Genomic DNA, 15099 nt, shown 5'->3' with positions numbered 1-15099 from the left:
TATTATGGACAGATAAATGGTATTCCCGTACAAGATACAGTAGGGATACAAGATACTGTTGGAAAACAAGATACAGTAGGTACACACTGATTTACCGGCAATGTTGGTATTGCAGCAGCATTCACATCAGCAGGAGTTCCTGAGACTCTGCATATCTGTGGTATTGTGGGATGACAGTAAAGTGTATGTGGTAACCCCGCATTTACATTACCTGTGCTTTGAGCAACACCATTACAAATAAAAGGTATTCCGGTGCAGGATGCTGTTGGGATACAAGATAATGTTGGAATACAGGATACCGTCGGGATACACTGATTAACAGGTAAAGTAGGTATAGCAGCCGCATTTGCATTTGCATCAGTACCACTTAGCGATCTGCATACCGGTGGATAGGTTGGAAAACAAAACAGTGTTCTGCTTTCTGTATTTGCAGTATTATCAGCATTTTGAGCGACACCACTGCAAATAAAAGGTATTCCTGTGCAGGAAGCTGTTGGAATACAAGATAATGTCGGGATACAAGATACCGTTGGGATACACTGATTAACAGGTAATGTAGGTATTGCTGCAGCATTTACATTAGCATTCTGTTGCGTCAGACAAATTGGAGAGATGCCTGTTACACATGACGTAATAGTCGGAACACATTGTACCGTTGGTATTGGAAAACACTGTGTAATTGGTATGGTTGGAAAACCTGCCTGACTGTTTAGATAGTTGGTGTAGATATCACCTTTCAATAATGGAGAGGCTTTATCATCACATTGGCAGGCTGCATTTAGGGAACCACTCGCATGCAACGTTAATAAACTTGTAAACTGGCTGTCATCGATCTCACTTTGGATACCGGCAAGCAATAAAGGTACAGAGAATGTATGGCTGTAGTTGAAACATTTCCATCCAAGGAACGGAACGTCTACACATGGGTTCAGACCCAGGTCAAAACTAAAAACACCACTGGCTTCATTGAAGTTAGTGATGCTTACTGTAATTTTGAATTTACTAAAAGGCTGCCATGTAAAACTTGTATTGGTATTAAAGCTAAAGCTTTTCGTTACATTTCCAAAAGGAGTTTTTAATCCTAGTGTTATTGTAACCTGGCCTTTTATAGCACTGGCAGAGATGCACATGCTACAACCCAGAAATGATGGTGTACACCACTCTGAGGCCGCAAGACTGTCGTACCCTTCGTACACAGCCCCGTTTTCTACGTTTAAAATTTTAGACATAATTATTGGTTGATTTGACACCTACTCTTTTTTAGGGTTTTTCGGTTTTCTTCCCTGTTCTTCGGTTGATTTGCTTATTGTTTAAAATAAAATGGAGACAATAACTTTCTCTCAATATCATGTAAACACATGTTGGTTTTTATTGTCGAAAATCATTTTAGTAATAAGTGGAGAAACAAACGATGCTAGCTTTTCATTTGTTATTCTGAAATAAAAGTACTGGGCATAGCGCCGTATTTGAGAAGAAATGACAGGAGCAGGAGATTTCTTGTCATGAAAGAAGAAAAATGAAACATAAGAAAAACGCTCTCATTACGAAAGAGTTCCCCCCATAAAAAAAGCAGGCATCCATAAGGGAATGCCTGCTTTAATGTGTTATGTATTCGACCAATAATGGGTATTGGCATTAAAGAAATATACTTGTTTTAGCTGTTATGGTAAGTGGTTTTTACCACAACCCGGATACCTCATTTTTAATATATCCCAAAGCAGCATTGCTTGGAGATTGTTTCTCTAATAAATCGTTCAAAATTACTTCACGTAATTTATCAGCACTGTCGACGCGGTCACTCATTGCCGCTTTACGAATAATTTGTATCGTTGAGTTTTTAGCCGTTGTAATAATAGTCCAGCATTCATCAGACATATAAATCTGCTGTGTTAGATTGTGTTCGAATTCCTGTTCAATCTGATCGATTACAAAATTTTCGTAATCATGCTTTTCATTAGAAATGGGGGCAATTCTTATCAGTAGTTTAGTCAGGTTGATACGCTCTAAATATAAAGTCATGCGCTCGTAAGCCTGCAAACGAATTGGCAGGGATTCGCTGTGTGCTTGTTTATTCAATAAGAAAGCACGTTTTCTGTCGTTGTTTTTAATATGTAATTCAAAAAAACTGTAGGCCACAAATCCGGTAACAATGGCTGGTAAAGTATAACTTGCTAATTCTATAATTCTTGTAAAATCCATTTTAGTAATTTTTCAACAAAAATATACTTTTTGAGGAGAAATCCACTTTAAAATTATTGTAATAAACAAAATGGAATTCTACTTTTGTGCACAATTCTTTAAACGGACTGAAAGACAACAGAAATGGAATCATACATCATTATTTTACTTTGTTTAGCGGCCTTTGCTGCAGGATTTATTGATGCTATAGTGGGAGGCGGAGGATTGATTCAAACCCCAATGGGATTGATCCTGTTACCCAATTTGCCAGTTTCCACGGTTATCGGGACTTTAAAGTTACCGGCTTTCAGCGGTACGGCTTTTGCTGCTTTTCAATATCTGAAAAAAGTAGTGATTCAATGGAAATTATTATTGATTATGATGTTCCTGGCAGTTCCCTCGGCTTTTCTGGGCTCAACTATATTAACATATGTGAGTAATGACTTTATGAAACCGCTTTTACTGGTGGTTTTATCCATTTTACTGATTTATACCTATGCAAAGAAAAATTTCGGACAGCATGTGGCTAAAGAAAATTCAGAAAAAACACAAATTTTATATGCGGTCGTAATTAGCATGGTTGTTGGTTTTTACGATGGATTTATTGGCCCCGGAACAGGAAGTTTTTTAGTAGTAGCCTTTATAGCATTAATGGGTTTCGATTTCCTGCACGCTTCCGCGAATGCCAAAATGGTAAATCTGGCAACCAATTTTGGTTCGATATGTCTGTTTATTTCCAAAGGAAAAATAATCTGGGCAATCGCATTACCAATGGCTGCCAGTAATGCGTTGGGAGGCTGGCTGGGGGCTAAATTGGCAATTAATAAAGGAAATGGTTTTATCAGAATCTTCTTTTTGGTTGTAGTAATCGGCACTTTGATTCGTTTCGCTTACGATGTTTTTTATAAGTAATTTGCTGGGATATTAAGTTACTCATTTGCTCACTTTTATAAATTAGGATGCTCCTGAAAACTTATAGTTTTAATATCATCATAGCAGCTTAGTCACTTTCTTTTTCCATCTTTAATTCTTATTTTTGCATAAACAGAAAAAAATTCATGCATAAATATATTGACCAGCTAAACGAAGCGCAAAGAGAACCCGTTCTGCAAAAAGACGGGCCAATGATTATTATTGCTGGTGCAGGTTCGGGAAAAACACGTGTTTTAACCATCAGAATCGCTTATTTGATGCATCAGGGCGTTGACGCGTTTAATATTTTGTCGCTTACTTTTACGAATAAGGCAGCTCGTGAAATGAAGCACAGGATCTCAGATATTGTAGGACCAGCCGAAGCAAAAAACCTTTGGATGGGAACATTTCACTCGATTTTCGCACGTATTCTGCGTTCAGAATCGGAACACTTGGGATATCCTTCCAATTTTACCATTTATGATTCACAGGATTCCCAAAGACTAATTTCTTCCATCATCAAGGAAATGCAGCTGGATCGTGATGTTTATAAACCAAAGCAGGTTTTAGGCCGAATTTCAAGTTATAAAAACAGTCTGATTACGGTAAAAGCGTATTTCAATAATCCCGAATTGCAGGAAGCCGATGCCATGGCAAAAAAACCAAGGCTAGGAGAAATCTACCAGCAGTATGTAGACAGATGTTTTAAGGCAGGAGCAATGGATTTTGATGATTTGTTATTGAAAACCAACGAATTGCTAACCCGTTTTCCGGAAGTTTTATCCAAATATCAAAATCGTTTCCGTTATATTCTGGTAGATGAGTACCAGGATACCAACCACTCCCAATATTTGATTGTCAGGGCTTTATCAGATAAATTTCAGAATATTTGTGTCGTAGGAGATGATGCGCAGAGTATTTATGCTTTCCGTGGAGCGAATATCAATAACATTTTGAATTTCCAAAAGGATTACGAAGGGGTAAAAACCTTCAGACTCGAACAAAATTACCGATCCACAAAAAATATTGTTGAAGCAGCGAATACGATCATTGATAAAAATAAAACAAAACTGGACAAAATCGTTTGGACAGCGAATGATTTCGGACCAAAAATTAAAGTACACCGCAGTTTAACAGATGCCGAAGAAGGTCGTTTTGTGGCCAGTACCATTTTCGAGCAAAAAATGCAGAATCAACTGCATAATGGTTCTTTTGCAATTTTATATCGTACCAATGCACAATCACGTGCGATGGAGGATGCCCTTAGAAAACGTGATATTCCGTACAGGATTTATGGAGGTTTATCCTTCTATCAGCGTAAGGAAATTAAGGATGTACTTTGTTATCTTCGACTCGTGATTAATCCGAAGGATGAAGAAGCGCTAATTCGTGTGATCAATTATCCGGCACGTGGAATTGGGGATACAACAGTTGAAAAACTAACTATTGCAGCCAACCATTACAAAAGATCGATTTGGGAAGTGATGGTCAATATTGATAAAATTGACCTGAAACTGAATTCGGGAACGAAACAAAAACTAAATGATTTTGTGACAATGATCCAGAGTTTTCAGGTTATTGATCAGAATCAGGATGCTTTTTATATTACCGATTATGTAGCGAAAAAAACCGGTTTAGTTCAGGAACTTAAAAAAGACGCTACTCCCGAAGGAATGGCTAAAATTCAGAATATCGAAGAACTTTTAAACGGTATAAAAGATTTTACTGAAGGGCAGAAAGAAATTGATGGCGCAAGAGGAGCTTTGTCTGAATTTATGGAAGACGTAGCACTCGCCACAGATTTAGATAAAGATACAAGCGATGAAGATCGTGTGGCCCTGATGACCATTCACCTGGCAAAGGGACTTGAATTTCCTCATGTATTCGTAGTCGGAATGGAAGAAGATTTGTTTCCAAGCGCCATGAGTATGAGCACAAGAAGTGAATTGGAAGAAGAAAGACGTTTGTTTTATGTGGCATTGACACGTGCGGAACATCAGGCCTATCTAACCTACGCTCAATCACGATACCGCTGGGGAAAACTAACAGATAGCGAGCCATCCCGATTTGTGGAAGAAATTGATCCGCAATATTTAGAGTATTTAACACCCGCAGAAAGTAATTATCGTTACAAACCAATGATTGACAGCGATATTTTTGGAGATATTGATAAATCGAAGTTACGATTGGCAAAACCGGTAGGAGGAACTCCGCCTAAATATATAACAGATAACGAGCCTAAACCGGATTTGAATATTCGGAAACTAAAACCAGTTGCAGGTAATAACCCAAATATCAGCGCTCCCAATTTATTTGACAGCAAATTAACTGTTGGAAATATTGTCATGCACGAACGTTTTGGTAAAGGAGAAGTCGTTAATCTGGAAGGTGTAGGGCCAGATAAAAAAGCCGAAATCAAATTTGAAGTTGGCGGAATCAAAAAACTTTTACTACGATTTGCTAAGTTGGATGTGGTAGGATAAATAATGTTTTAAGTTTCAGGATTCAGTTACGTGAAACCAGAAATAAATTAAACTTTTAAACAAAAAGAAATGGCAGAATTTATAAAAATATATCCCGATAAACCTAGTGAAGCCGCAATTGCTAAAGTTGTAAAAGTGCTTCAGAATGGAGGTTTAGTAATTTATCCAACGGATACTGTTTACGGTCTAGGTTGTGATATTACAAATTCACGTGCATTAGAAAAAATTGCAAAAATCAAAGGGGTAAAATTAGAAAAAGCAAATTTCTCTTTTATTTGCCATGATTTAAGTAATCTCTCCGATTATGTGAGACAGATTGATACTGCAACTTTCAAAATCCTGAAAAGAGCATTGCCAGGCCCATATACTTTTATTTTACCGGGAAATAATAATTTACCAAAAGAATTTAAAAAGAAAACAACCGTTGGTATCCGTGTTCCCGATAATAATATCATCTTGGAAATCGTAAGGCAATTAGGGAATCCGGTGGTGTCCACTTCAATCCGGGATGAAGATGATGTAATTGAATATACAACTGATCCGGAATTGATTTTTGAAAAATGGCAAAACCTGGTAGACCTTGTTATTGATGGTGGTTACGGAGATAATGTAGGTTCAACAATTATTGATTTATCAGAGCATGAACCGGTAATTGTGAGAGAAGGAAAAGGAGATATTGGGATTTTGTAAAAAAAAACTTAAATTGTATAATAATCAAAAAATAATAACTAACTTTAATATCAGTTAAAATTTAGTTAGTTAATTGAAAATAATGCTATTCTTGATTTATATTTAATTGGTTATTAAAAAAGTTAAGAATACATAAAAGCAGGTCATTAGACCTGCTTTTTCTGTTTTTTATAATAAAGAAATATTGTTTTTTATTTCGCCTGTTTTTTCATTTCTTTTTCAATCATATCATAGAACTGATCGATTTTTGGCATAACAACAATACGCGTTCTTCTGTTACGGGATTTATTTTCCGGAGAATCATTTGCAACTAAAGGCACATATGAACTTCTACCAGCAGCAATTAATTTCGCCGGGTTAACACCTAAATCATTTGTTAATACACGAACGATTGAAGTAGAACGTTTAACACTTAGATCCCAGTTGTCTAGCAAAACGCCATTACTTTTGTAAGGAACATCATCTGTATGACCTTCAACCATACATTCGAAATCTGGTTTGTCGTTTACAACTTTAGCCACTTTAGCTAAAACAGATTTTGCTTTATCGCTTACATCATAACTACCGCTTTTAAATAATAATTTGTCAGCAATAGAGATAAATACAACTCCTTTTTCAACGTTGATTTCGATATCCGGATCATTAATTCCAACTGCTCCTTTTAAGCTTGTTACTAAAGCGAGAGTTACACTGTCCTTTTTAGTTAAAGCGTCTTGTAATCTGGATATTTTTAAATCTTTTTCTTTTAAACTTTCTAAAGATTTTTCAAGATTTTCAGCACCTTTTGTAGTTAATACAGTTAAGTCTTTAGAGCTGCTTATTAAGTCCTGATTGTGTTGTTTATAACTTTCCGCCGTAGCTGCCAATCCTGCTTTTTCTTCTAAACATGAATTAAGTTTTACAGTACAAGAATTTAATAAGTCCTGAATCTCTTTGTTCTTAGCTTCCAAAGCTGCATATTCCTTTTTAGAAACGCATGATGTTAAAGCCATTAATACTGATAGTGCAATTACTATTTTTCTCATAATTTTAATTTAATTAGACGTTGATTACAAATTTAGTTTTTAATATTTTGAATTCTGTTAAAGATTTCTTTAAATACCGTCAATTTCTTTACGTAATACAAGTAAACGATACTTTTTACGGTATAGTATTGTTGTATCTGAAAATCTTTTCTTTTCCTTATATATTTTAAAGATATGCAATAAAATGAAAAATGGGCTTTCAAAATTGCAAAAGTATGTTGAAATTTTCCCTGTGTAAGAAACCGGATAGCGGCAATTCCATCCAGAATCATTCGGGTAAAAATCACAAAAAACATTCTTTTTTTAGGCAGGTTTTTTACCAGCATTAATAATGAATTCCTGAAATTTAAATAGGTCTTTTTCGGATTTCCATGCTGTAAAGTTGCTCCTCCAACGTGATAAACAGTTGATTGGGAATTGTATTTAATAATGTAGCCTTCGTTCAAAGCACGCCAGCACAAATCGATTTCCTCCTGATGTGCAAAAAAGGATTCATCAAAACCGCCTAATTCGTGATAGACTTGTTTTCTTATAAAGAAACAAGCTCCGGAAGCCCAAGACAATTCACAATTATCATCATATTGACCGTTGTCTTTTTCAATGGTTTCAAAAATACGTCCGCGACAATACGGATAGCCGTATTTATCGATGAAACCACCGGCTGCACCGGCATATTCAAAGTATTCCTTATTTTTAAAGTCGAGAATTTTGGGCTGTATAATAGCAGTTTGATTTTCAATCTCAAAGGTCTCAATAATAGGTTTCAGCCAGTTTTCGCTTACTTCAATATCAGAATTAACCAGAGCATATATTTCTGCATCAATATGTTGTAAAGCATCATTATAGCCTTTTGCAAAGCCATGATTACCGCTGTTTTGTACAATTTTAATGGTGGGGAATTTTTCTCTGACGAAATTTACAGAATCATCTGTTGACGCGTTATCTGCAACATATATAGTGGCTCCTGCCGAAAATTGAACGACGGATGGTAAAAATTGTTCTAACAATTTCACCCCGTTCCAATTTAAAATGACGACTGCTATTTTATCCAAAAGTACTTTATTATAATTTGTTAAATCTGCTTGTAATCGGGTAGGGATTGTAAAAACTCATACTTTTCATTTTCAAAATCCATCTGACAATAAAAATGATTCAGACCGTTGGTGACGTTCAAAAACCGTGCCTTCATTGTCATATTATAACGTGCAATCTGATCAAAAGTTGCCTGCGAAATTTTAATTTCCGGAGCTTTGCACTCTACTAATATATGTATAGAACCATCCGAATTAAAAACGACAACATCATAGCGTTTTCTCAATCCGTTGACTGTAAGAACCTTCTCTACGTTGATGAGCGACTTCGGGTATTTTTTTTCATTCATTAAATAATGAACAACATGCTGCCGGACCCATTCTTCGGGTGTAAGAATGATAAATTTTTTCCTGATTTCATCAAAAATAGACACTTTATTTTCGCTATTTTTGAATCGGAAAGTATAACTAGGGAAATTTAATCTTAGCATAAAGCAAAAATATAAAAATGGTTTCAAGTTTCAGGTTTAAAGTTTCAAGTTATTGAAGCAAGCACCTGAAACTTTAAACCTGAAACAAAATTTTAATGGACGAAGTTGTAAAAATTGTTAATGATATAAAGGCCGGAAATATAAAACCAATCTATTTTTTAATGGGGGAAGAACCTTATTATATAGATAAACTGTCCGAATACATTGAGCAGAATGTACTTTCAGAGGAAGAAAAGGGGTTTAATCAGACTGTTTTGTACGGAAGGGATGTTTCTGTCGAGGATATTGTGTCAACGGCCAAGCGCTATCCTATGATGTCTGATCGTCAGGTTGTTATTGTGAAAGAAGCACAGGATTTATCCAGAACGATTGATAAAATTGAATCGTATGTAGATAATCCGATGGAATCTACCGTACTTGTTTTTTGTTATAAATACAAAACACTCGATAAGCGTAAAAAAGTCACTAAATTATTAGCCCAAAAAGGAGTAGTCTACGAAAGTAAAAAGTTATACGAAAACCAGGTGGGTGACTGGATCAAACGTGTACTGGCCAGAAAAAAATATACCATTGATCCGAAGGCAAACGCTATGTTAGTGGAATTTTTGGGTACCGATTTGAGTAAAATCAATAATGAACTTGAAAAACTACAGATTATTTTGCCTCAGGGAACTGTAATTACGCCACAACATATTGAAGAAAATATCGGTTTCAGTAAAGATTATAATGTTTTTGAACTTCGAAAAGCAATTGGCGAACGAAATCAGATTAAGGCCTATAAAATTGCTGCAAATTTCGCCCATAATCCTAAAGAATATCCGCTTGTCATGACAACGGGATTGGTTTTTGGATTTTTTATTCAACTTTTAAAATACCACGGACTTAAAGATAAGAACCCTAAGAATGTGGCCGCAGCGATTGGCGTAAATCCTTATTTTCTAAAGGAATATGATTTGGCCATAAAGAATTATCCGATGCGAAAAGTGAGTCAGATCGTGGGTGCGCTGCGTGATATTGATGTAAAAAGTAAGGGAGTTGGAGCTAATGCTTTATCTCAATCGGATTTGTTAAAAGAAATGCTTTACAAAATATTTAATTAAGCCGTGAAAATTCACGATATTTGCATTTCCGAAAAAAATAAATGAGATTAAAAAAATAACTAATAATTATGGGAATGAATAAAAATACCGTTTTAGGATGGGCAACTTTTATAATGGTACTTATGGGATTATTACTTATAGGTCTTGGAGCTTTCCGATACAGCGATGTATCCGGCTGGGGATTTGTAGCAGTAGGTGTCGGGTTTTTTGCTAATGCCTGGGTTTTTAATGCTTTGAAAGGCAGGGTTTAATAGGAATCAATGTCAATTGCAAATATCAATTGCAATAAAACAATAGAAAATAAATAATTAAAAATTTAAAATAAATAGAATGTCAGACGATAAGAAAGTAATTTTCTCAATGCAAAAATTGAGTAAAACCTATCAGGGAGCAGACAAACCGGTGCTTAAAAATATTTATTTAAGCTTCTTTTACGGAGCCAAAATTGGTATTTTAGGTCTTAATGGTTCTGGAAAATCTTCTTTATTAAAAATTATTGCAGGAGTTGATAAAAACTATCAGGGAGATGTTGTTTTTCAACCAGGTTATACAGTTGGTTATTTAGAACAGGAACCAATTCTTGATGATTCTAAAACCGTTATTGAAATTGTTCGTGAAGGAGCTGCAGAAACTATGGCAGTTTTAGAAGAATACAATCAAATTAATGATTTATTTGGTCTTCCTGAAAATTACGAAGATCAGGACAAAATGGACAAATTAATGGATCGTCAGGCCGCTTTGCAAGACAAAATTGATGCTCTTGGTGCCTGGGAAATCGATACTAAGCTTGAAATAGCAATGGATGCTTTGCGCACGCCGGAAGGAGATACACCAATCAAGAATCTTTCGGGAGGTGAGCGTCGTCGTGTTGCTTTATGTCGTTTGTTGTTACAACAGCCTGATGTATTGTTACTTGATGAACCTACCAACCACTTAGACGCTGAGTCTGTACTTTGGTTAGAGCAGCATTTAGCGCAATATGCAGGAACTGTAATTGCTGTAACGCACGATAGATATTTCCTTGATAATGTTGCTGGTTGGATTTTAGAGCTGGATAGAGGAGAAGGTATTCCGTGGAAAGGAAATTATTCTTCCTGGTTAGACCAGAAATCAACCCGTATGGCACAAGAAGAAAAGGTAGCTTCTAAACGCAGAAAAACGTTAGAGCGTGAGCTGGACTGGGTTCGTCAGGGAGCGAAAGGCCGTCAGACGAAACAAAAAGCGCGTTTGCAGAACTATGATAAATTATTGAACGAAGATCAAAAACAATTGGACGAAAACCTGGAAATCTACATTCCAAATGGTCCACGTTTAGGTACGAATGTTATCGAAGCAAAAAATGTTGCCAAAGCTTTTGGAGATAAATTATTATATGATAATTTGAATTTCACTTTGCCACAAGCCGGAATTGTTGGAATTATCGGACCAAATGGTGCTGGTAAATCCACTATTTTCAAAATGATCATGGGAGAGCAAAAAACAGACAGCGGAGAATTTTCAGTAGGAGAAACAGTTAAAATTGCTTACGTAGATCAGTCTCACTCTAATATCGATCCGAATAAATCGATATGGGAAAATTTTGCTGATGGTCAGGAATTGGTTATGATGGGTGGAAAGCAAGTAAACTCAAGAGCTTATTTATCTCGTTTCAACTTTGGTGGAGGTGAGCAAAATAAAAAAGTATCAATGTTATCTGGTGGAGAGCGTAACCGTTTGCACTTAGCTATGACATTGAAAGAAGAAGGAAATGTACTTTTACTGGATGAGCCTACGAACGACTTAGACGTAAATACACTTCGTGCACTTGAAGAAGGTTTAGAGAATTTTGCAGGTTGTGCCGTAATTATTTCGCACGACAGATGGTTTTTAGACAGAATCTGTACACACATTCTGGCATTCGAAGGAGATTCTGAAGTGTATTATTTCGAAGGTGGTTTCTCTGAATATGAAGAAAATAAAAAGAAACGTTTAGGTGGTGATTTAACTCCAAAACGTTTGAAATACAAAAAACTAATTAGATAATTTTCTAATAATTTCAAATTTAAAAATCCCAAATTCCAATTGTAAAAAATTGAATTTGGGATTTTTTATTTCTAGTAGTTATGATCCAAGCCATTTTGTCATTTCGAGGAACGAGAAATCTTAGCAACTAACTCCGCAACGAAAATAAAATATTTGTCGAGCTTCTCGCGAAGATTTCTCGTTCCTCGAAATGACAATACTACGCTGAAGAATTAGAATTTGGAATTTAAAAGATTGGAATTTTTAAAAAATTTGGAATTAAAGAAATTTTGCCTTCAATTCCGGAGTAGGAATCATACAGCTTTCTTTTTTGCCATACCATTTGTAACGGTTTTTAGCAATGTAATCGTAAATGTAATTTCGAAACTTTTCCGGAAAAATTTTAAAGAATGATACTAAACTATAAATTCCACCTAAATCTTTACTAATTTCAAGAACAGCTGAAGATTTATAATAATAAGCAACACCCGGATGATATAAAATAATGCTGTCAATTTTATTTTGATCAACACCTATATGATTACAAATTTCAATTCCCAATTCCGATTGCAGCGCTACAAACCTAAAAATATCTTTTTTATCATTTTTGATGATAAACTGAACCGCGCCATTGCATAAATTGCAGACTCCGTCGAAGAGGATTATTTTTTTGTTTTCTGGAAAGTCTTTCATTTTTTGAATTTTAGTTTTCGAGGTTTTTCAAAGCTAATGTATGATTTACAGAAATGACAAGATTGCGGGCGATCTTTCCATCAAATAAAAAAGCTTCATGATAAAAGCTTTTTTAAACTATTCGTTTTGTTTATGAAAATAGTTTTTTGTATAGATTTTACAAATCAAAAACAACCTTCATAAATAAGTTTTAAGCGATTTTTTTAAATTTTACAAATTCGTTTATAGTTTTAAAGCAGACGCTTGTTTAAATCGCTTTATTTTAATTTCTGCCCAATTTTCATATTTTTAAACACTGAAAACTGCGACTAAAAACTGAAAACTATTTCTTCCCCGCTTCAACAAATTCCAATTCGTCCAGACTTACTTTTGAAGTAAAGATTCCGTAATTTACTGTTGCTTTGTTTTTTTCAATTGAATCGATGCTGCCAACAGACCTGCCATCCAGCATTCTTACTCTGTCACCAACTTTCAGAATTGGTTTTGGTTTTTCAATAACAGGTTTGAGTTTTTTTTCTTTTTTCTCTTTTCGAATTTCTTCAACTTGTACAGTAATTTCGGCAATAACTTCTTTTTTCTTTTCGATTATGGCTTTTGCTTCTTTCGGAGTTGCTTTTTTACGTTTTGAATTTTCAATTTCAATAATTTTCAAAAATTCGCCAATCAGTTCTTTTTTATTTTTGTTATTGAAATATTTCTCCGAGATGTCCTCTATTTTTTGTCCAACGTAAATGGTCTTTTGATTGCTGTCATACAATTCCTGATAGCTTTCCAGTTTTTGTTTGATTTTTACATTGATGTTTTCCATTTTTTTGCTTTCCTCACGCGCACGGGTTTCTTCTTCTTTCAAATTGATAGAAGTTTTTTCGAGTTTGGAACGTTCTTTCTGGAGAGTTGCAATCGTTTTATCAAAACGGACTTTACCGACTTCAATTTTCTTTTTCGCACGATTAATCAATCCAAACGGAATGCCGTTTTTTAAGGCAACTTCAAATGTAAACGAACTTCCGGCCTGACCAAGAGCCAGTTTATACATGGGTTCTAATGACTTTTCATCAAACATCATATTGGCGTTTGTGGCAAAAGGCAATTCGTTGGCGAGAATCTTCAGATTAGAATAATGCGTGGTGATAATTCCGAAAGCTTCACGATGATAGAATTCTTCCAGGAAAATCTCTGCCAAAGCACCACCCAATTCAGGATCAGAACCTGTACCAAATTCATCAATCAGAAACATGGTTTTTTTATTACATTTTTTCAGAAAATAATTCATGTTTTTTAATCGATAACTATAGGTACTTAAATGATTTTCAATGGATTGATTATCACCGATGTCGGTCAGGATTCTGTCAAACAGGAAAGTTTCGCTGCGTTCGTGTACCGGAATCAGCATTCCGGACTGCAACATCAATTGCAGCAAACCCACTGTTTTAAGCGAAATTGTTTTTCCTCCTGCATTAGGTCCTGAAATAACAATTATTCGGTTATCTTGTTTTAATTCAATAGTTTGTGGGTGGGTGATTTCGTTCTTTTGTTTGTTATTCAGATACAAAATCGGATGATAGGCTTCCCTGAAGAATAATCTTCTTTCTTCTGTAATGGTCGGAAGAATTCCATTGATCCTGTTGGCATATTTTGCTTTTCCGGCAACAACATCAATATCACTTAAAAACTCCTGATATTCAATCAATAACGGTAAAAAAAGACGAATTGAATTTGATAGTTGCTTTAAAATTCGCATAATTTCCTCTTTCTCTTCGTATTCAAGATTGCTAAGTTCACGCGAATACTGCAAGGTTGCTTCCGGCTCGATATAGGCAATACTTCCGGTTTTGGAGCTTCCTAAAATAGAACCTTTCACTTTGCGGCGATACATGGCCAAAACTGCCAAAACCCTGCGGTTCTGTACAAAACTTTCCTTAATATCATCCAGATAACCAAGACTATTATTGTGTGTAAGGGCAACTCCGAAACTTTGGTTTACTTTGCCGCGAACGATATTCATATTTTGTCGAATGCTCAAAAGGGCAGGCGAGGCGTTGTCTTTTATCTCTCCATATTTGTCTACAATCGCATCAATTAGCGTTACTATATCTTTTGTATATTCGACTCTTGAAGCCCTTGCATTTAAATTCGGATAATAATCATCAAATTTTTTAAGGAAATTCACCAGGAAATTCGATGTTGATGAAAGTGTCGCAATTTTCCTGAAACTGCCTACTTCCAGAAAACTGTCTTCTATGGCCAGAAATTTAATTTCGTGCGTTATCGCGTCAAAACCATGATTTGGAATTGCGTTATTATTCTGAAACGACGAAACATATTCTGATGTCTGCATCAAAGCCTGCATCAAAGTTTCCTTGTCTCTAAATGGAGTTATATGTAAAGCTTTTTCCTTTCCAATGTCGGTATTGCAACCAGCTGAAATGGTTTCGAGTACGGTTGGAAATTGTAAGTCTTGTAATGTTTTTTCGGTAATACTGATCATTTATTCT

13 protein-coding genes are annotated in these 15099 nt (G+C 35.4%); 6 read left to right on the top strand and 7 right to left on the bottom strand.

Annotated features, from left to right (window positions below; genetic code table 11):
* Positions 1–2 precede the first annotated feature (2 nt).
* Positions 3–1229 carry a hypothetical protein gene (locus EV142_RS16045; RefSeq protein WP_132036858.1) on the bottom strand — a complete coding sequence of 409 codons (1227 nt, stop codon included), beginning with the start codon at positions 1227–1229 and terminating at the stop codon, positions 3–5.
* A gap of 448 nt (positions 1230–1677) precedes the next feature.
* A complete protein-coding gene (locus EV142_RS16040) occupies positions 1678–2199 on the bottom strand; it encodes a DUF7935 family protein (protein WP_132036857.1) in 522 nt (173 codons plus the stop codon).
* 123 nt (positions 2200–2322) lie between these two features.
* Here EV142_RS16040 and EV142_RS16035 point away from each other — a divergent pair, with 123 nt between their 5' ends.
* From EV142_RS16035 to EV142_RS16025, 3 genes are all read left to right on the top strand, one after another.
* Positions 2323–3090 carry a sulfite exporter TauE/SafE family protein gene (locus EV142_RS16035; RefSeq protein ID WP_132036856.1) on the top strand — a complete coding sequence of 256 codons (768 nt, stop codon included), beginning with the start codon at positions 2323–2325 and terminating at the stop codon, positions 3088–3090.
* 146 nt (positions 3091–3236) lie between these two features.
* The gene (locus EV142_RS16030; RefSeq protein WP_132036855.1) at positions 3237–5573 is read left to right on the top strand and encodes an ATP-dependent helicase; all 2337 of its coding nucleotides are present in this window, start codon (positions 3237–3239) and stop codon (positions 5571–5573) included.
* A gap of 69 nt (positions 5574–5642) precedes the next feature.
* A complete protein-coding gene (locus EV142_RS16025) occupies positions 5643–6263 on the top strand; it encodes an L-threonylcarbamoyladenylate synthase (protein ID WP_132036854.1) in 621 nt (206 codons plus the stop codon).
* 191 nt (positions 6264–6454) lie between these two features.
* On the opposite strand, the gene EV142_RS16020 is transcribed toward EV142_RS16025, so the two are convergent.
* Genes EV142_RS16020 through EV142_RS16010 form a run of 3 tightly spaced genes read right to left on the bottom strand, consistent with a single transcriptional unit; the run spans position 6455 to position 8810 of the window.
* Entirely contained in the window at positions 6455–7288 is an 834-nt protein-coding gene (locus tag EV142_RS16020) for an OmpA/MotB family protein (RefSeq protein WP_132036853.1), read from the bottom strand.
* 32 nt (positions 7289–7320) lie between these two features.
* Positions 7321–8340: a glycosyltransferase family 2 protein gene (locus EV142_RS16015; RefSeq protein WP_132036852.1), complete on the bottom strand. Its 1020-nt coding sequence runs from the start codon at positions 8338–8340 to the stop codon at positions 7321–7323.
* Between the two features lie 20 nt (positions 8341–8360).
* A complete protein-coding gene (locus EV142_RS16010; RefSeq protein WP_132036851.1) occupies positions 8361–8810 on the bottom strand; it encodes a type I restriction enzyme HsdR N-terminal domain-containing protein in 450 nt (149 codons plus the stop codon).
* Between the two features lie 95 nt (positions 8811–8905).
* Here EV142_RS16010 and holA point away from each other — a divergent pair, with 95 nt between their 5' ends.
* From holA to ettA, 3 genes are all read left to right on the top strand, one after another.
* Entirely contained in the window at positions 8906–9910 is a 1005-nt protein-coding gene (gene holA / locus EV142_RS16005) for a DNA polymerase III subunit delta (protein WP_132036850.1), read from the top strand.
* 68 nt (positions 9911–9978) lie between these two features.
* Entirely contained in the window at positions 9979–10161 is a 183-nt protein-coding gene (locus EV142_RS16000; RefSeq protein WP_057122980.1) for a CAL67264 family membrane protein, read from the top strand.
* A gap of 79 nt (positions 10162–10240) precedes the next feature.
* Positions 10241–11932 (top strand): energy-dependent translational throttle protein EttA, encoded by a 1692-nt coding sequence (gene ettA / locus EV142_RS15995; RefSeq protein WP_132036849.1) that lies wholly within the window; start codon positions 10241–10243, stop codon positions 11930–11932.
* 258 nt (positions 11933–12190) lie between these two features.
* Here the strand turns inward: ettA and EV142_RS15990 are convergent, their stop codons facing one another.
* Both EV142_RS15990 and EV142_RS15985 read right to left on the bottom strand, forming a co-directional pair.
* Entirely contained in the window at positions 12191–12604 is a 414-nt protein-coding gene (locus EV142_RS15990; RefSeq protein ID WP_132036848.1) for a thiol-disulfide oxidoreductase DCC family protein, read from the bottom strand.
* 322 nt (positions 12605–12926) lie between these two features.
* Positions 12927–15092, bottom strand: coding sequence for an endonuclease MutS2 (locus tag EV142_RS15985; RefSeq protein ID WP_132036847.1), 2166 nt, complete (start codon positions 15090–15092; stop codon positions 12927–12929).
* Positions 15093–15099 lie beyond the last annotated feature (7 nt).

The sequence above is a fragment of the Flavobacterium circumlabens genome (assembly GCF_004345565.1).
Taxonomy (GTDB): Bacteria; Bacteroidota; Bacteroidia; order Flavobacteriales; family Flavobacteriaceae; genus Flavobacterium; species Flavobacterium circumlabens.
Note: the sequence above shows the minus strand (reverse complement) of the source record. Positions and strands in the feature narration are given on the sequence as shown.